Origin of the sequence: Inquilinus sp. NPDC058860 (genome assembly GCF_042743185.1) — a bacterium.
Classification (GTDB): Bacteria; Pseudomonadota; Alphaproteobacteria; order DSM-16000; family Inquilinaceae; genus Inquilinus.
This window is the reverse complement of the sequence record NZ_JBHYMS010000007.1, coordinates 48,831-65,516: the sequence shown is the minus strand read 5'-3', so window position 1 is coordinate 65,516 and position 16,686 is coordinate 48,831. Positions and strand designations below refer to the sequence as shown.

Annotated in this window: 13 protein-coding genes and 1 tRNA gene; 11 read left to right on the top strand and 3 right to left on the bottom strand. The window is 67.3% G+C overall.

From position 1 onward, the window contains the following. Window positions 1-24 precede the first annotated feature (24 nt). The 5 genes from gyrA to ACFW16_RS06855 all read left to right on the top strand — a co-directional run bounded on the left by gyrA (window position 25) and on the right by ACFW16_RS06855 (window position 7,069). Entirely contained in the window at window positions 25-2,787 is a 2,763-nt protein-coding gene (gyrA, locus tag ACFW16_RS06875) for a DNA gyrase subunit A (protein WP_380303174.1), read from the top strand. Between the two features lie 15 nt (window positions 2,788-2,802). After that, window positions 2,803-3,321: a pantetheine-phosphate adenylyltransferase gene (gene coaD / locus ACFW16_RS06870; protein WP_380303172.1), complete on the top strand. Its 519-nt coding sequence runs from the start codon at window positions 2,803-2,805 to the stop codon at window positions 3,319-3,321. Between the two features lie 93 nt (window positions 3,322-3,414). Next, window positions 3,415-3,490 (top strand) — tRNA-Lys (locus tag ACFW16_RS06865). 607 nt (window positions 3,491-4,097) lie between these two features. Beyond that, complete coding sequence (locus tag ACFW16_RS06860) at window positions 4,098-5,273, top strand: LeuA family protein (protein ID WP_380303170.1); 1,176 nt, start codon at window positions 4,098-4,100, stop codon at window positions 5,271-5,273. 50 nt (window positions 5,274-5,323) lie between these two features. Then, the gene (locus ACFW16_RS06855; protein ID WP_380303168.1) at window positions 5,324-7,069 is read left to right on the top strand and encodes a thiamine pyrophosphate-dependent enzyme; all 1,746 of its coding nucleotides are present in this window, start codon (window positions 5,324-5,326) and stop codon (window positions 7,067-7,069) included. A gap of 212 nt (window positions 7,070-7,281) precedes the next feature. On the opposite strand, the gene ACFW16_RS06850 is transcribed toward ACFW16_RS06855, so the two are convergent. Beyond that, a complete protein-coding gene (locus tag ACFW16_RS06850; RefSeq protein ID WP_380303166.1) occupies window positions 7,282-8,181 on the bottom strand; it encodes a helix-turn-helix domain-containing protein in 900 nt (299 codons plus the stop codon). A gap of 140 nt (window positions 8,182-8,321) precedes the next feature. Between ACFW16_RS06850 and ACFW16_RS06845 the strand changes: the two genes are divergently transcribed. The 6 genes from ACFW16_RS06845 (at window position 8,322) to ACFW16_RS06820 (ending at window position 14,771) form a co-directional block, all read left to right on the top strand. Continuing rightward, window positions 8,322-9,482 (top strand): porin, encoded by a 1,161-nt coding sequence (locus tag ACFW16_RS06845; RefSeq protein ID WP_380303164.1) that lies wholly within the window; start codon window positions 8,322-8,324, stop codon window positions 9,480-9,482. A 133-nt stretch (window positions 9,483-9,615) separates the two neighbouring features. Continuing rightward, the gene (locus ACFW16_RS06840) at window positions 9,616-10,872 is read left to right on the top strand and encodes an ABC transporter substrate-binding protein (protein ID WP_380303162.1); all 1,257 of its coding nucleotides are present in this window, start codon (window positions 9,616-9,618) and stop codon (window positions 10,870-10,872) included. 9 nt (window positions 10,873-10,881) lie between these two features. Beyond that, complete coding sequence (locus ACFW16_RS06835; RefSeq protein ID WP_380303160.1) at window positions 10,882-11,769, top strand: carbohydrate ABC transporter permease; 888 nt, start codon at window positions 10,882-10,884, stop codon at window positions 11,767-11,769. Further along, window positions 11,769-12,638: a carbohydrate ABC transporter permease gene (locus tag ACFW16_RS06830; protein ID WP_380303158.1), complete on the top strand. Its 870-nt coding sequence runs from the start codon at window positions 11,769-11,771 to the stop codon at window positions 12,636-12,638. The genes ACFW16_RS06835 and ACFW16_RS06830 overlap by 1 nt, the downstream gene beginning before the upstream one ends. A gap of 23 nt (window positions 12,639-12,661) precedes the next feature. After that, window positions 12,662-13,981 carry an alpha-glucosidase/alpha-galactosidase gene (locus ACFW16_RS06825; protein ID WP_380303157.1) on the top strand — a complete coding sequence of 440 codons (1,320 nt, stop codon included), beginning with the start codon at window positions 12,662-12,664 and terminating at the stop codon, window positions 13,979-13,981. A 19-nt stretch (window positions 13,982-14,000) separates the two neighbouring features. After that, a complete protein-coding gene (locus ACFW16_RS06820) occupies window positions 14,001-14,771 on the top strand; it encodes an SDR family oxidoreductase (RefSeq protein ID WP_380303155.1) in 771 nt (256 codons plus the stop codon). Between the two features lie 345 nt (window positions 14,772-15,116). Here ACFW16_RS06820 and ACFW16_RS06815 read toward each other — a convergent pair whose 3' ends face one another. Further along, on the bottom strand, window positions 15,117-15,740 hold the full coding sequence (locus tag ACFW16_RS06815; RefSeq protein WP_380303153.1) for a hypothetical protein: 624 nt from the start codon (window positions 15,738-15,740) through the stop codon (window positions 15,117-15,119). Window positions 15,741-15,944: 204 nt separating this feature from the next. Continuing rightward, window positions 15,945-16,670, bottom strand: a complete 726-nt coding sequence (locus tag ACFW16_RS06810; RefSeq protein WP_380303151.1) for a winged helix-turn-helix domain-containing protein — start codon at window positions 16,668-16,670, stop codon at window positions 15,945-15,947. Window positions 16,671-16,686 lie beyond the last annotated feature (16 nt).

The window sequence follows — 16,686 nt, the reverse complement described above, 5'->3', positions numbered from 1 at the left end:
CCTTTTGCCAGTCCGGACAGTGCCTTGACCGAACGTCCCACCACGCCGCCGCACTTCGACATCACCCCGGTGACGATCGAGGAGGAGATGCGGCGCTCCTATCTCGATTACGCCATGAGCGTGATCGTCTCCCGCGCCCTGCCGGATGTGCGCGACGGCCTCAAGCCGGTGCATCGCCGCATCCTCTTCGCGATGAAGGAGGGCGGCTACGATTCGACCAAGCCGTTCAAGAAGTCGGCCCGCGTCGTCGGCGACGTCATGGGTAAGTACCACCCGCATGGCGACACCGCGATCTACGACGCCATGGTGCGCATGGCGCAGGACTTCTCGATGCGGCTGCCGCTGATCCAGGGGCAGGGCAATTTCGGCTCGATGGACGGCGACCCGCCGGCGGCGATGCGCTACACCGAGGCGCGCCTGGCCAAGGCGGCCGAGGCGATGCTGGACGACATCGACAAGGACACGGTCGAGTTCCAGCCGAACTACGACGAGACCCAGTCCGAGCCGACGGTGCTGCCGTCGCGCTTCCCGAATCTCCTGGTCAACGGCGCCGGCGGCATCGCCGTCGGCATGGCCACCAACATCCCGCCGCACAATCTGGGCGAGGTGATCGACGCCTGCCTCGCCACCATCGAGAATCCGGCGATCACGGTCGAGGAGCTCAACGTGATCGTGCCGGGGCCGGACTTCCCGACCGGCGCCCTGATCCTCGGCCGCTCCGGCATCCGTTCGGCCGTCGCCACCGGCCGCGGCAGCGTGGTCATGCGGGCCCGGTCGAACATCGAGGAGATCCGCAAGGACCGCGAAGCGATCATCTTCACCGAGATCCCGTTCCAGGTGAACAAGTCGCGGCTGATGGAGCGCATCGCCGAGGTCGTCAACGAGAAGACGGTCGAGGGCATTTCCGAGCTGCGCGACGAGAGCGACCGCGACGGCGTCCGCATCGTCGTCGAGCTGAAGCGCGACGCCAGCGCCGACGTGGTGCTGAACCAGCTGTACCGCTCGACCCCGCTGCAGACCTCCTTCGGCGTCAACATGCTGGCGCTGCACGGCGGCCGGCCCGAGCTCCTGAACCTGAAGCAGATCATCGACGCCTTCGTCGCCTTCCGCGAGGAGGTGATCACCCGGCGCACGCGCTACCTGCTGGGCCGCGCCCGCGAACGGGCCCATGTCCTGGTCGGCCTCGCCACCGCCGTCGTCAACATCGACGCGGTGATCGAGCTGATCCGCCGCGCGCCCGACCCGCAGACGGCGCGCGAGGAGCTGATGGCCAGGGCCTGGCCGGCCGGCGAGATCGCGCCGCTGATCGCGCTGGTCGACGAGCCCGGCCACCCGCTGGCCGAGGACGGCACCTACCGGCTGTCCGAAGTCCAGGCCCGCGCCATCCTCGACCTGCGCCTGCACCGCCTGACCGGGCTGGAGCGCGACAAGATCGGCGACGACCTGCGCGCCATCGTCGCCGAGATCCAGGAATACCTCGCGATCCTGTCGAGCCGCGAGAAGCTGCTGGAGATCCTGCGCGGCGAGCTGGTCGAGATGAAGGAGCAGTTCGCCACCCCGCGCAAGACCGAGATCCTCGACCTCGAATTCGAGGCCGACATCGAGGACCTGATCCAGCGCGAGGACATGGTCGTCACCGTCTCCAACGGCGGCTACATCAAGCGCGTGCCGCTGTCGACCTACCGGGCGCAGCGCCGCGGCGGCAAGGGCCGCAGCGGCATGGCGACGAAGGAGGAGGATTTCGTCTCCGACCTGTTTGTCGCCAACACCCATACGCCGATGCTGTTCTTCTCCAGCCGCGGCATCGTCTATAAGCTCAAGGTCTACCGCCTGCCGATCGGCACGCCGCAATCGCGCGGCAAGGCGATGGTCAACATGCTGCCGCTGCAGCAGGGCGAGACCATCTCCACCGTCATGCCGCTGCCGGAGGACGAGAGCACCTGGGACCAGCTCTACGTCATGTTCGCCACGGCCAGCGGCGGGGTGCGCCGCAACAGCCTGGCCGATTTCACCAGCATCAATCGCAACGGCAAGATCGCGATGAAGCTGGACGAGGGCGACAGCCTGATCGGCGTCAAGGTCTGCAGCGACGACCAGGATGTCCTGCTGGCCACTCACATCGGCATGTGCATCCGCTTCCCGGTCACCGACGTCCGCGTCTTCAAGGGCCGCGATTCGACCGGCGTGCGCGGCATCCGCCTGGCCGACGGCGACACCGTGATCTCGATCTCGATCCTGCACCATCTCGACGCCACGCCGGACGAGCGCGCGAACTATCTGCGCATGGCCAATGCGCTGCGCCGGGCCGAGGGCGAGGAGACCGACGGCGAGGACAGCCAGGCGGTGGAGGAGCGCGACCTCGACCCGGCCCGCTTCGCCGAGCTCGAGGCTGTCGAGGAGTTCATCCTGACGGTCAGCGAGGAAGGCTTCGGCAAGCTCAGCTCCGCCTATGGCTACCGGATCACCGGCCGGGGCGGGAAGGGCATCTGGACCATGGCGATGGGCGAGAAGAACACCGCCGTGGCCGCCAGCTTCCCGATCCTGCCGAGCCAGGAGATCATCCTGGTCACCGACGGCGGCCAGCTGATCCGCTGCCCGGTCGCCGACGTCCGGATCGCCGCCCGCAAGACCATGGGCGTGCGGCTGTTCAACGTCGCCGGGGGCGAGCGCGTCGTCTCCGTCGCCTCGGTGCCGGAGGAGAACGGCGACGGCGCCGAGGATGAGGCGCCGGGCGAAGCCACGGATGAGCAACCGGACGGCGCCGCGTCGGGCGGCGACGGCGCATAAAGGAAGGCCGCACGGATGTCCAAGCCGCGCACCGGGGTCTATCCCGGCACCTTCGATCCGATCACCAAAGGGCATATGGACATCATCCAGCGGGCGACGCGGATCGTCGACCATCTGGTCGTCGCCGTGGCCCGCAACGACGGCAAGGGCCCGCTGTTCTCGACCGACGAGCGGGTCGAACTGGTGCGGGCCGACGTCGCGCCCCTGGTGGCCCAGGGGATCTCGATCGAGGTCCGCTCCTTCGACGTGCTGCTGATGCACTTCGCCGCCTCGGTCGGCGCCACCACGGTGGTGCGCGGCCTGCGCGCCGTCTCGGACTTCGAATACGAGTTCCAGATGGCCGGCATGAATGCCAAGATCAATCCGGTGATCGAGACGGTGTTCCTGATGGCGTCGGACCGCTACCAGTTCATCTCCTCGCGCTTCGTCAAGGAGATCGGGCGGCTGGGCGGCGATATCGCCCCTTTCGTCAGCCCGCTGGTGGCCAAGCGCCTGAACGAGCAGTTCGCCCGCAAGGGCCTGGTGGCGGATTAGGGGCGATTATCGCGCCTTGCGAGTGTTGACCGTCGGGCGGTGCCTCCCTAATGTGCGCCCCGCCCGCCCGGACATGATCCGGGCCGGCAGTGTGAGCCGGTAGCTCAGTCGGTAGAGCAGAGGCCTTTTAAGCCCCTGGTCGTGGGTTCGAGTCCCACCCGGCTCACCATTCCCCAGCCGAATGGCTCCTTTCAGTGACCGATCACGACCTGGCCGGGACCGGCCTGTCGGTGATCCGCGTCGGGAACCGTCGAAATCGCGGTCCGTCGGCCCCGGCGCCGCTGTCGGCCGATGCCGGTTGCCGCCTGCGGCACGACGGCTTCGATGCTCGGCCATGCGCAGGGCCATGCCTTCCGTCTCTGCCGGTGGGACATTGGGCATAGTTCTTGCGCAATTCTTGGGCATACTTGCAGTAGAGTTGTCGAATTGTTCTTCATTGATTGAATCTAGAATCAATATTATAGGCATTAACGATAACAAGGTTATTTATTTTTAGTTAGTTATCAATTTTCAAATTGTATAGATAAATTGAATCATTCTTGGAATGGAGGAATCTTTTTGACTCTGCATATTCAGAGTGTTTATATTGTATGAGTTAATTGGTTGTTAACTCGGATTGCAATAATATTTGCGATCGATGAGAATTTAAGTTTTGTATCATCGGATGTATTTGTATTTTTGAAATATGAATATTGATTAGATATAGTTTCTTAAGGGTTTGTCAAAGTGGAATACAGGAATTTTTGATGAGCCGGCAACATCTTGGGTGAGGTGATATGTCAACCGTTTCAATTCACCGGCCGCTGACGATCTTCGACACGAGTCTGCGCGACGGCGAGCAGGCGCCCGGAAATGCCATGTCGCTGCAGCAGAAGCTGCGCATCGCCCGCGAGCTCGAAGCGCTCGGCGTGAACACGATCGAGGCCGGGTTCCCGGCCGCGTCGGACAACGACTTCGCCGCGGTGCGCGCCATCGCGGAGGCGGTGCGGGAGGCCAGGATCTGCGCCTTCGCGCGCGCCAGCAGCTCCGATATCGAACGGGCGGCCAAGGCCGTGGAGAATGCTCGGGCGGCGCAGATCGAGATCCTCGGCGTGGCGTCCGAGATCCATCTCCACCACAAGCGCCAGATCACGCGCCAGCAGGCGCTCGACGAGATCGGGAACGCCGTCCATCTCGCCCGGCGGCTCGGCTTCGACGACATCTGCGTCGCCCCCGAGGACGCGACCCGGGCGGACCCGGAGTTCCTCGGCACGATGTGCGAGGTCGTCGCCCGGGCCGGCGCCACGATGATCCTGATCCCGGACACGGTCGGCTGCCTGCTGCCCGGCCGGGTGCCAGCCCTGATCGAGGCCGTGCGGGCGCATGTGCCGGCGGAGGTCAAGGTCGCCATGCACGCCCATGACGATCTCGGCCTGGCCGTCGCCAACACCCTCGCCGCCGTCGAGGCGGGAATCGACGAGATCCAGGTGACGCTGTGCGGCATCGGCGAGCGCGCCGGGAACTGCGCTCTCGAGGAGGTCGTCGCCGCCATGACGGCCCATCCGGCGCATTTCAGCCGGTCGACGACCATCGATGTCGGCCGGGTCTATGCCGCCTGCCGGCTGCTGATCGAGAGCCTGCAACTGCCGATGGCGCGCGGCAAGGCCGTCATCGGCGAGAACGCCTTCGCCACCGCCGCGGGAATCCATCAGGCCGCGATCATCCGCAACCCGCAGACCTACGAGTTCCTGGAACCGGACCGCTTCGGCGCCGAGCGCCGGATGGTGATCAGCCGCCATTCCGGCCGGCATGCGCTGAAGGCCAAGATCGAGGCGTTCGGCCTGTCGCCGACGCCCGGCCTGATCGAGTCCCTCTACCGCGAGCTGACGGCCTCGGAAGAGCCCGTCTGCAGCGACAGCAAGCTGCGCGCCCTGGTCCTGCAGAACGCGCCGGAAGCCGCGCTGCCGGCCTGAAGAAACCGCCCCCGAAACATCGAGTCATCGGATTCAGACGAGGCGTTCGCATGGATATTCATGTTGCGGAGACCGTGACCGGTTACGAAGCCCTGGTGGCGACGCTGGAATCCTGGGGCATCGAGGTCTGTGCGGGCGTCACCGGCGGCGGCACGATCCGCTTCCTGCAGTCTCTCCCTCCGCTTCAGCCGGAAGAGGACGCGGCCGGCCGGCACGAGCCGGACGGGCTGCGCTTCCTGTCGCTCGGCGAATACGCTTCCGGTTTCGTGCCGCTCGGCAGCTATCTGGCGTCCGGCCGCATCGGCGCCTGCATCGCGACGACCGGCGCGGCGACCAAGCTGCTGGGCTGCGGCCTCAGCGACGCCAAGCTGCACGACATCCCCGCGGTCTACATCGTCCCGGCCTCGCCGATCGAGACCGAAGGGCTTAGCCCGCTGCAGGACACCAGCCGTCACGGCAGCCACATGCTGGCGCAGCTGCGCGCCGAGTTGCCGGACGGCGTCTTCGTGCTGGACGACGCCGCGGCCATGGGGCCGCAGCTGCGGCAGGCCCATCTCCAGCTGCAGCGCTGCAAGCCGGTTGTTCTCGTCCTGGACCACGACGCGCTCAAGACACAGGTGGCGGCGGATCCGTATCGTGCGCCCCTGCAGCCGAATCCGGCTCCAGCTTCGGCCGAAGCGGACGCGTTCATGGATGAATTCTGCCGGCGCATCCGCGGCCGGCGCGTCGTCATCCTCGCCGGCGAGGAGTTGGCCCGGTATCCGGACTCCCCGCAGCTGACCTCCCGCCTGTGCGAACGGCTCGGAGCCCCCATCGTCTGGAGCATCAACGGCGCGAACGGGGTCGATCGCGGTAATCCCCGCGGCCACGGCTACATCTCCTTCGGCGGGAACGATGTGGCCATCCGGCTGTGGCAGGGCATCGGGGCGGAGGACGTCCTGCTGGTGCTCGGGGCCTGCCCGGACGAATACACGGTCAACCTGGCCCCCTATGCGGCCGGCGACACCTTCGTCCTGACCTGTCTCCCGGACGGCTACGGACAGGTCGACGGCGGCTTCGGGCACCGCGCCGCCGGCGCCTGTCGGCAGCTGGTCGCCCCCCTGGACACGGCGCTCCGGTCGCTGCTCGACCGGCTCGAGCGGCAGCCGCCGGAGACCCGCCGGGCCGGCCCGGCGCCAGACGACCTCAACACGCGCCGGCCCGGGTCCCCGAGGCTCGGCCATGTCGACATGGCGTCGCTGTTCCGGGCGCTCGATGCGCGCTGGCGGCCGAACACCATCGGCTTCGACGATGTGTGCCTGGCCTATAAGGACCGGCAATACGTCGTCCAGCGTCCGCATCCGCATGCGCGCTTCTTCTCGCTCTATCGCGGCTCGGCCATGGGCAACGTGCTGGGCCTCGCCATCGGCGCCAGGCTCGCCGCGCCGGAGAGCGATGTCGTCGGCTTCACCGGCGACGGCTGCTTCCGCCTGTTCGCCGGCTATCTGGCGGAGGCGCGCGATCTGGGGATCCTGCTGTTCCTGCTCGACAACGCCAGCTACGGCATCATCGAGCAGGGGGTGCAGACCATCATCCCGGATGCGCCGGCCTCTCGCCGCCACAACCGCCTGGCCGGGATGGACTTCGCCGCCATGGCCGGCGCCTGCGGCTGGCGTTCGGCCGCGCTGCGCCCCGATCTCGCCAACCTGGACGAGATCCTCGACGCCCATCGCCACGCCCCGGTCTCCACCCTGGTCACGGTGCCGGTCGATCCCGGGCACATCCTCGGCATCAATCCCCGGGCCGCCAATCTGTGACGACACCGCACCTTCCGATCCGCGTTCCGGAGCCCGTGCCGTGAGCCCGGCCCTCTCTCCCGGCTTCCTCCACCTCCTCGTCGGCAGCCATGCCCGGCTGGCCGGCGCGCCGCTGCTGCCGGAAGATCCAAGACTGGCGGGAGGTGTAGGAGGGGCGGCGCCGGCCCGAGGTGCAGCGTTGCCGCGGGCTGATTCGCGAGGCGACCCTGTCCCTATCGGCGGAACCTGAGCCGGTACTGGCGCGGCGTGCTGTGGCAGTGCCGCTGGAACTCCACGTAGAACTGGCTCAGGGAGCCGTAGCCGCAGCCGAAGGCGATCTCGGCGATCGACTGGTCGGTGTCGACCAGCATCATCATCGCCCGGCTCAGGCGCTGGCGCCGGATGTATTGGGCGATGGTGACGCCCAGCACCCGTTTGAACACCGCCATGGCGTTGGTCGGGTGCAGCCCGCCGGCGGCGGCCACCGCCTCGACCGCCACCGCCTCGCCGAAATGCGCATTGATGTGGTCGGTCATGGCCTGGACGCGCGCGATGGCCCGGGGGGCGGCGCTGCGAAGCCGGGGCTCCTCCAGCTCCTCCGTCCCATGGGCCAGCGCGTCCCCGGCTGAGGTCCCGGGCGCCACGGCGTCGAGCGACAGGCGCTTGACCCTCAGGCCTACCTCTTCGCGCAGGATCTGCTGCCGCAGCTCCGACCCGTCCGGCCATTCCGCGGCCCAGCGCTGGAACAGCAGCGGATCGATCGGGTCCGGCGCCGCCACCGTCGCGAAGCGCCCGTCCATGACGCTCGATTTGAAGGCGTCGGCCACGGGCAGGGCGAGAAAATCGGCGAAGGGCAGGTAGACGCAGATCAGGTCGGCGGTGGCCTCGACCGCGATCACCTGATGCGGCACCGCGGCCCAGAACAGGTGCACGCGGTTCTCACCGATCGAGATCCGCGTGCCGTTGAACAGATAGGTCATGCCGCCGGCCAGCAGCAGGTTCAGCTCGACATGGTCGTGCCAATGCGCCTGGCCCATCGGCTCCGGCACGTGCCGCTCGGCATAGAAGGCGCCGCGGTCGAGATAGGCGTCGATGTCGACCGCGGCGGCCGGCGCCGTCAGGATCTCGTTCATCCGGCCAGGAAATGCTGGCTTTCCGGAAAACACAAGAAGCGACATGGAAGAAATCCGGAATCCGACCCTTCATCTTGCCTCTGCGTGGGACGAACCCATCGACGGCCCGCAGGACAGGGCCAGGCAACAGGGGGCATCGGATGGCAAAGGCGCGGGCATGCGCCGCCGCGGCGATCTGCGCGGCGACGGGCATGGTGGCCATGGGGGCGATGGCGGCGGAGGTGCCGGCCACGGCCGGGCTGCAGCTGAGGATCTCCGGCTTCCTCGGCTTCGAGGCGGCGGCGGTGCTGGACCAGTCCGGCGACAACGGCTTCGACCGCGACTACGACTTCCGCTCCGGCGGCCGGCTGCAATTCGACGTCAAGACCATCACCGATGACGGCCTGGAATACGGCGCCCGCATCCGCTTCAACAACGTCAACCGTCGCGACGACGTCACGGTCGACCACGCCTATATCTATCTGGCGGGCGGCTTCGGCACCATCACCCTGGGCGACGTCGACGCGGTGGCCGGCGATTACGGCTACATCTTCGCCCATGACGCCGTGGTGTCGGAGATGGGGATGGGCGCCAACTGGGGCGACAACCTGGACCACGACTACCCCTATGGCGGCGGCCACTTCTTCTCGCTGGACCCGACCTACATCTCCGGCATCGGCGATCCCGACACCCGGATCAAATACACCTCGCCCGACCTCGGCGGCTTCTCCTTCGCCGTCGACTTCACGCCCGTGGTCGGCGGCGGCGGCCATGCCGGCAACGGCGGCCGTGCCGACCTGATCGACGACGGCGACACGCTCTACGAGAACGTCGTCACCGCCGGGGCGAACTACACCGCCGAATTCGACGGCGCGTCGGTCCTGGTGTCCGGCACCGCCTCCACCGGCAACGGCGTCGGCGGCCATCGCGATCTCGCGGCCTACAGCCTGGGCACCCAGGTCGCGGCCGGCGATGTCACCGGCAGCCTCAACTGGGTCCATTACGACAGCATCGCCGACAGCGGCAAGGCGATCGACACGATCGCGGCCAGCCTGGCCTGGCGGTTCGGCGATTTCGAGGCCGGGCTGGGCTATGCCTGGACCACGGCCGAAAAGGGCAACGGCCTTGCGGGGGACGAGGACCACGGCGACGCCGGCCGGTCCGATCTCCGGAACAACCACATCGCGGCTGCCACCCTGGTCTACACCCTCGCGCCCGGCCTGAACGCCTATGGCGAGCTCAGCTGGGAGACCGCGTCCTTCCGCCAGGGGGCCGATTTCGACAACACCGTGCTGGGCACCGGGCTGGTCCTGGGGTTCTAGCCGGGCCACGGCGCTGGTTTTCCGGAAGATCAATGCTGATGCGCGGAAGAAATCCGGAATTCGCAGTGTCACAGTGGCGACATGGGGACAACCCGATCGGGGGCCTGAGGACGGGCCCGGAGGGAGGCGAAAGATGAGATTGCAGGCATCCGCCGCGCTGGTCTGCGCGGCGCTGGCGGCCGCGGCCCCGGCCCGGGCGGCGACCGAGCTGACCTACATGATCTGGGGATCGCCGGCGGAGGGCGAGGTCTGGCGCAGCGTCGCCGACGCCTTTGAGGCGAAGCACCCCGACATCAGGATCAAGGTCGAGGTCAACGACTGGTCGTCCTATTGGCAGAAGCTGCGGGTGCTGGTGGCCGGCGGCAACCCGCCCGATATCTTCGCCATGGATGCGCCGCTGTATCCGGACTGGCAGTCGCGCGGCGCGCTCCTGAACCTGCAGCCCTATCTCGACGCCGACCCGAAGGCGCTGGACGGCATCTACCCGATCACGCTCGAGGCCTATCGCATGCCGGACGGCCTCTACGGCCTGCCGCGCGATTTCCAGACCATCGTCCTCTACTACAACAAGGACATGTTCGACGCCGCCAAGCTGCCCTATCCGACGGCGGATTGGACCTGGGACGACCTGCGGCGCACGGCCAAGGCCCTGACCCTCGACAAGAACGGCGACGGCACCACCGACCAATGGGGCTTCTGGTCCGAGATCGGCGACCCCGAGCCGTTCTGGGGGGCGGTGGTGTGGAGCTATGGCGGCGACATCGTCGGCACCGACCACGGCCGCACCTTGCTGGCCGAGGGGCCGGCACGCGACGCCTGGCACTTCATCGCCGGCATGGCGCTGGACGACAAGGCGATGCCGACGCCCGAGCAGCTGAAGCAGTACGGCACCGACGGCTTCTCCGCCGGCATCGCGGCGATGACCGTCTCCGGCCACTGGGTGGTGCCGGAATATGCCGAGCGCGGCTTCGCCTGGGGCGTGGCGCCGCTGCCGTCCGGGCCGAAGGGGCGGGTGACCAGCGTCAACAGCGCCGGCGTCGTCATCTCGAAGACGACCGCGCATCCGCAGGAAGCCTGGGATTTCGTGAAGTTCGCGGCCGGCGCGGACGGGCAGGCGGCCCTGGCCAGGCTGGGCTTCGCCGTACCGATCCTGAAATCCGTGGCGGAGGGGCCGGCCTATCTCGACCAGCCCGGCCCGAAGATCGACCAGCGCGTGTTCCTGGACGCCCTGTCCTACGCCCGGATCAAGCCGTCCTTCCGCGGCTATGAGGAATGGTCGACCGTGGTCGGCGACGCGCTGTTGCCGGTCTGGAACGGCGACGCCGCGATCGACGACGCCCTGGACGAGATCGGCCCCGCTGCCGACGACGTCCTCAAAGGTCAGCGCTGAGGACCCGCGATGCCGCCGAACGGCCTCCGCGTCCAGGGCCGCGACCGGGCCTGGCTCCTGCTGCTGCTGACGCCGATGCTGCTGGGCCTGCTGCTCGGCGCCCTCGGCTCGGTGGTGGCGACCGCGGGCTTGAGCCTGCTGCACTGGGACCTGCTGACGCCGCCCGGCTGGGCGGGGCCGGAGAACTACGCTCATCTCGCGGGCGACCGGAATTTCCTCAAGGCGCTCGGCAACACGCTGGCCTTCTCGGCGCTCTACGTGCCGCTGACGGTCGCGATCTCGCTCGGCGTCGCCCTGCTCTTGAACCGGCGGGTGACCTGGGTCGGGCTGTTCCGCGCGCTCTACTTCCTGCCGGTGATCACTTCGCCGACCGCGGTCGGGCTGATCTGGTCCTGGATCTTCGCCCAGGACCAGGGGCTCCTGAACGGCATCGTCACCGCCCTGGGCGGCGACCCGGTGCGCTGGCTCGGCCCCCGCATGGTGCTGGTGTCGGTGGTGATCGTGAATGTCTGGGGCGCGATCGGCGAGGGCATGATCGTGTTCCTGGCCGGGCTGCAGGCGGTGCCGCGCGACTATTACGAGGCGGCGCGGATCGACGGCGCCCGGCCGCGGCACCAGCTGCTGTTCATCACCCTGCCGCTGATGGTGCCCAGCCTGTTCTTCCAGACCGTGCTGTCGACCATCCATGCGTTCCAGGCCTTCGACTACATCTACATTCTGACCCGCACCCCGACCGGCGGATCGACCCTGCCGACCGTCGTCTACTCGATCTACCGCACCGGCTTCGGCTTCTTCCGCATGGGCGACGCCGCGGCCCAGAGCCTGACGCTCGCCGCCATGATCCTGGTCCTGACGCTGGTCTATTTCCGGCTGCAGAAGCGCTGGGGAGCGCACTGATGACCGCCGCCTCCGCCATCGCCCCGCGCGCCCGCTCGGCCCGTCCCCGCACCCTCCGCCTCGGCGTCGACGCTCTGGCCTATGCCGTGCTGATCGCCGGCGCGGTGCTGATGGTCGGGCCCTTCGCCTGGATGGTCTCGACCTCGCTGAAGCTGCCGGCCGACCAGTTCGGCCATGCCCTGATCCCGCCGCGCCCGACCGTCGAGAACTACCTGTCGCTGTGGCGGATCATCCCCTTCGACGGCCTGTTGTGGAACAGCCTGAAGGTCGCCGCGATCTCCACCGTCGGGCAGTTGCTGACCTGCTCGATGGGCGCCTTCGTCTTCGCCGTGGTCCGCTTCCCCGGCCGGCAGGTGCTGTTCGTGGCCCTGCTGGTGACGCTGATGATCCCGGCGCAGATGGCGGCGATCCCGCAATTCGTCATCTTCAAGGCCCTCGGCCTGTACGGTACCCAGGCGCCGCTGTACCTGCCGAGCTTCCTCGGCGGCGCCTTCGGCTGCTTCCTGCTGCGCCAGTACTTCCTGACCATCCCGATCGAGCTGGCGGAGGCCGCCCGCATGGACGGCGCGTCGCTGCTGACGATCTGGTGGCGGATCTATCTGCCGCTGGCCCGGCCGGCGCTGGCGGCGCTGGCGATCTTCGCCTTCCTCAACTCCTGGAACGACCTGTTCAGCGCCCTGATCTACCTGCCCAGCGACCTGGAGCAGACGACGCTGCCGGTCGGGCTGGCCCTGATGCAGCAGCAATACGCCGCGCAATGGACCGTGATGATGGCGGCCGTCCTGGTCAGCATCGCGCCGATCCTGATCGCCTTCAGCCTGGCCCAGCGGCACTTCATCGAAGGCATGGCGCTGTCCGGCCTGAAATAGCTCCCATCCCAGAAAGACCTCTCATGGCCAAGATCTGCCTCATCGGTGCGGGCAGCACCGTCTTCGCCCAGTCGATCATCGGCGACATCCTCAGCCAGCCGGACCTGGCCGACAGCGTCGTCGCCCTGCACGACATCGACGGCGAGCGGCTCAACACCTCCGCCATCGTCGCCCGCCGCATCGGCGCCGCGCTGGGGCTCGACACTCTCAAGGTCGAGGCCTCGCTGGACCGGCGCCAGGCCATGGCCGGGGCCGATTTCGTCATCCTGATGATGCAGGTCGGCGGCTACCGGCCGGCGACGGTGACGGATTTCGAGATCCCGAAACGCTACGGCCTGCGCCAGACCATCGGCGACACGCTGGGCATCGGCGGCATCTTCCGCGGCCTGCGCACCATCCCGGTACTGCTGGAGATCTGCGAGGACATGCGCGCGGTGTGCCCGGACGCCCTGCTGATGAACTACGTCAACCCGATGGCGATGAACTGCTGGGCGATCGCCGAGGCGGCGCCGGACATCCGCTCGGTCGGCCTGTGCCACAGCGTGCAGGAGACCTCGGGCGACATGGCGCGCTGGCTGGGCGAGGCGCCCGAAGCCCTCGACTATCTCTGCGCCGGCATCAACCACGTCGCCTATTTCCTGAAGTTCGAGAAGCGCCTGCCCGACGGCGGGCGCGAGGACCTGTATCCGAGGCTGAAGGCGCTGGCCGAGGCCGGGGCTGTGCCGGCGGGCGAGGCGGTGCGCTTCGACATGCTGCGCCGGACCGGGCATTTCGTCACCGAATCCAGCATCCATTTCGCCGAGTACAACCCCTGGTTCATCAAGACCGGCCGCGACGACCTGCTGGACCGGTACGAGGTGCCGCTGGACGAGTATCCGCGGCGCTGCGAGGCGCTGATCGCCGAATGGCACGCGCTGCGCGCCGGGCTGGAGGCCGATGACAGCCCGATCCCGGTCCGCCGCAGCAACGAATACGCGGCCGGCATCGTGCATGCCGTGGTCACCGGTCGGCACAACCTGATCTACGGCAATGTCCGCAACGACGGGCTGATCGCCGACCTGCCGGACGCCTGCGTGGTCGAGGTGCCGTGCCATGTCGACCGCAACGGCGTGCAGCCGATCCGGATCGGCCGCATCCCGGCGCATCTGGCCGGCATCATGCGCCTGTCGATCAACGTCCAGCAGCTGGTGGTCGAGGCGGCGCTGACCGGGCGCAAGGACGCCATCCGCCACGCCGCGATGCTGGACCCGCACACCGCGGCCGAGCTGTCCCTCGACGAGATCTGGCGTCTGGTGGACGATCTGATCGAGGCGCATGGCGGCCTGCTGCCGCGCTATCACTGAGAAGCGAAGGAAACCGGGAATGCCGGGAAGGCTGGAAGGGCGCGTCGCCATCGTCATCGGGGCGGCGCGGGGCATCGGCGCCGCGATCGCCGGGCGGCTGGCGGAGGAGGGGGCGCGGCTGGTGATCGGCGACACCGAGGGCGATGTCGGCGCCGCGACGGCGGAACGGCTCGGCGGCCGCTTCGTCGCCACCGACATCAGCCGGCGCGAGGATGCCGACGCCATCGTGGCAGCGGCGGTCGATGGCTTCGGCCGGCTCGACATCCTGGTGCAGAACGCCGCGATCTATCCCTGGACGCTGATCGAGGACATCGAGCCCGAGGAGTGGGACCGGGTCATGGCGGTCAACCTGCGCGGCACCTATCTCGCCGCGCGGGCGGCGCTGCCGGCGATGCGGGCGGGCGGCGGCGGCCGGATGATCTTCACCTCCTCGATCACCGGGCCGCGCGTCACCAGCCCGGGCCACGGCCACTACGCCGCGACCAAGGCCGGCATCAACGGCTTCCTCAAATCCGCGGCGCTGGAGTTCTCCGGCTACGGCATCACCGTCAACGGGGTCGAGCCCGGCAACATTCTGACCGAGGGCATGCAGCAGCACCGCAGCGCCGAGTTCATCGCGATGATGGAGCGGGCGGTGCCGCTCGGCCGGCTCGGCACGCCGCAGGACGTGGCCGCTTCGGTGGCCTTCCTGGCCTCGGACGACGCCGCCTACATCACCGGCACCACCATCGTCGTCGATGGCGGCCAGACCCTGCCGGAAGGCCACGACTTCCGGCTGAAGCCGCGATAGAGCGGGGCGGCCGGCGGGCTTCGTCCTGCCGCTCCCTCGGACGGAGACCTTGCGCCCATCCCGTCATGGCGAGGAGGCGAAGCCGGCGAAGCCATCCGGGGGGCTGGTTCCTGCGGCGGGGCGCGTTGAACGGCCACCCCGCTGCCGGCCCAGCCTCCTGCGCCAGCCTCCTCGATCACAGTTGCTTCACCTGGAACAGGCTCATGCCCCAGCCCTGGAAGATCATGTCCATTGGCCTGCGCCAATGGGATCATCGATTATGATTTCCATAGATTGGTGTGAGCTCTTCAGGAGCGGCTCCAGCTCCGTCAGCCGATTATTCTCTCTGTACAAGTGTATAGATAATCAATAAACAACTTTAGTGCTTGAGGCTCGGACGCTGCCCATGCTTTCTGCATCATAGGCGCCTTTGTGAGTTGAATCTGACCAAACATCGGCTCCAGTCAGATCATGAATGTAACGGGCTACGTATGATGTCTTCACATCGGCAGTGTACCCACCTACCAGAACGTCATTATAGCCAAGCGCGTTCATCTCCGATTTTAACCGCGCAGCCCACGATGGCATCTCCCTTCCTTCGATGCCGGATCCGCAAGCATAGACGTTCACCTGGCGTATTCGCCTAGTAAGTCCTTCTCTCTTGAGCAAAAGGGCCATTTCTCTCGGAACGTATTTTTTCCAGTCAACCTCTCTGACGTCGTTGTTCTGATCTTCATAGCTGGCGCCGAGGGTGCGGTTTTCAAAATCGTAAGATCGATCAGCCCCAATATACTCGGTATCTCCATAACCTGAACCATGAGCCAATATATACACCTTCGAATTCGGAGAAACCTCTTTAAGGCACCCGCCGCTGCTCAATCTGGACATTGCTTTTCCGATGCCGGAGTCAGAGGAATTGCGCAAAATCTTATAAGGCACTTTTCCCTTCTCTGTTTGACCGCTTGTCCAAGTGCGGGCCTCTTCCAGCATCTCCTCTGTCGGGACAGGAAGGAAAATGTATCCCGGCATTGGGAACCTCAAGTTGGTGGGTGGGGCTACCGAGTGAGTCGGCAATGAGGGTCGGATGAGAGTTCGTTGCGACCCTGTGTCGGCCGCCGGTATCCGGCGGAGGTGATCGGGATCGCAACGGCTTCTGTCCACATCCGTGGCCAGGACAACAACCTGACGCTGCCATCACAGCACCTCGACCGCCGCGGTGAAGACGTAGCCCACGCCGCGCTCGGTCCGGATGATCTTCGGGTTGCCGGGATCGATCTCGATCTTGCGGCGCAGCCGCAGCACCTGCACGTCGATGCTGCGGTCGAACACGTCCTCATGGACGCGCGTCGCCTGCAGCAGCTGCTCGCGCGAGAGCGTCCGCCGCGATGCCTCGACGAAGGCAATCAGCAGCGCGTATTCACTCTTCGACAGCGCCACCACGGCCCCCAGAGGATCGGTCAGCCGCCGCAGGCGGCGGTCCAGCTGCCAGCCGGCGAAACGATAGCGCGCGCTCTCGGTCCTGCGCGGCTGCGACGCCCGCGGGCGATATCGCCCGCGCAGGATCGCCCGGATCCGCGCCAGCAGCTCCCGCAGACCGAACGGCTTGGCCAGATAGTCATCGGCCCCCAGCTCCAGCCCGATGACACGATCGATCTCATCCCTGCCGCGCCCGGTGCCGATGATCGCCAGGTCAGCGGATTTCGACCGGATCTCGGGCAGCAGGGTGAGGTCGTCCTCTTTGCCGAACTGCAGATCCAGGATCACCAGGTCGTGGCTGCATTCGGCCAGGCGGCGGGTCAGGTCCTGCCGGCCTGCGGCCCCGACCGCCTGGACTCCATGGCGCTCCAGGAAATCGATGATCGCCGTCCGTATCCCGGGATCGTCGTCGGCGACAAGGACGCGGATCGACCGGCTGTTCACGGAGCTGATATCCGAC

Excerpts from the sequence above, each read along its gene's own strand:
- coaD (WP_380303172.1), top strand. The coding sequence starts at position 2,803 with ATGTCCAAGCCGCGCACCGGGGTCTATCCCGGCACCTTCGATCCGATC.
- ACFW16_RS06860 (WP_380303170.1), top strand. The coding sequence starts at position 4,098 with ATGTCAACCGTTTCAATTCACCGGCCGCTGACGATCTTCGACACGAGT.
- ACFW16_RS06855 (WP_380303168.1), top strand. The coding sequence starts at position 5,324 with ATGGATATTCATGTTGCGGAGACCGTGACCGGTTACGAAGCCCTGGTG.
- ACFW16_RS06850 (WP_380303166.1), bottom strand. The coding sequence starts at position 8,181 with ATGAACGAGATCCTGACGGCGCCGGCCGCCGCGGTCGACATCGACGCC.
- ACFW16_RS06845 (WP_380303164.1), top strand. The coding sequence starts at position 8,322 with ATGGCAAAGGCGCGGGCATGCGCCGCCGCGGCGATCTGCGCGGCGACG.
- ACFW16_RS06840 (WP_380303162.1), top strand. The coding sequence starts at position 9,616 with ATGAGATTGCAGGCATCCGCCGCGCTGGTCTGCGCGGCGCTGGCGGCC.
- ACFW16_RS06835 (WP_380303160.1), top strand. The coding sequence starts at position 10,882 with ATGCCGCCGAACGGCCTCCGCGTCCAGGGCCGCGACCGGGCCTGGCTC.
- ACFW16_RS06830 (WP_380303158.1), top strand. The coding sequence starts at position 11,769 with ATGACCGCCGCCTCCGCCATCGCCCCGCGCGCCCGCTCGGCCCGTCCC.
- ACFW16_RS06825 (WP_380303157.1), top strand. The coding sequence starts at position 12,662 with ATGGCCAAGATCTGCCTCATCGGTGCGGGCAGCACCGTCTTCGCCCAG.
- ACFW16_RS06820 (WP_380303155.1), top strand. The coding sequence starts at position 14,001 with ATGCCGGGAAGGCTGGAAGGGCGCGTCGCCATCGTCATCGGGGCGGCG.
- ACFW16_RS06815 (WP_380303153.1), bottom strand. The coding sequence starts at position 15,740 with ATGCTGGAAGAGGCCCGCACTTGGACAAGCGGTCAAACAGAGAAGGGA.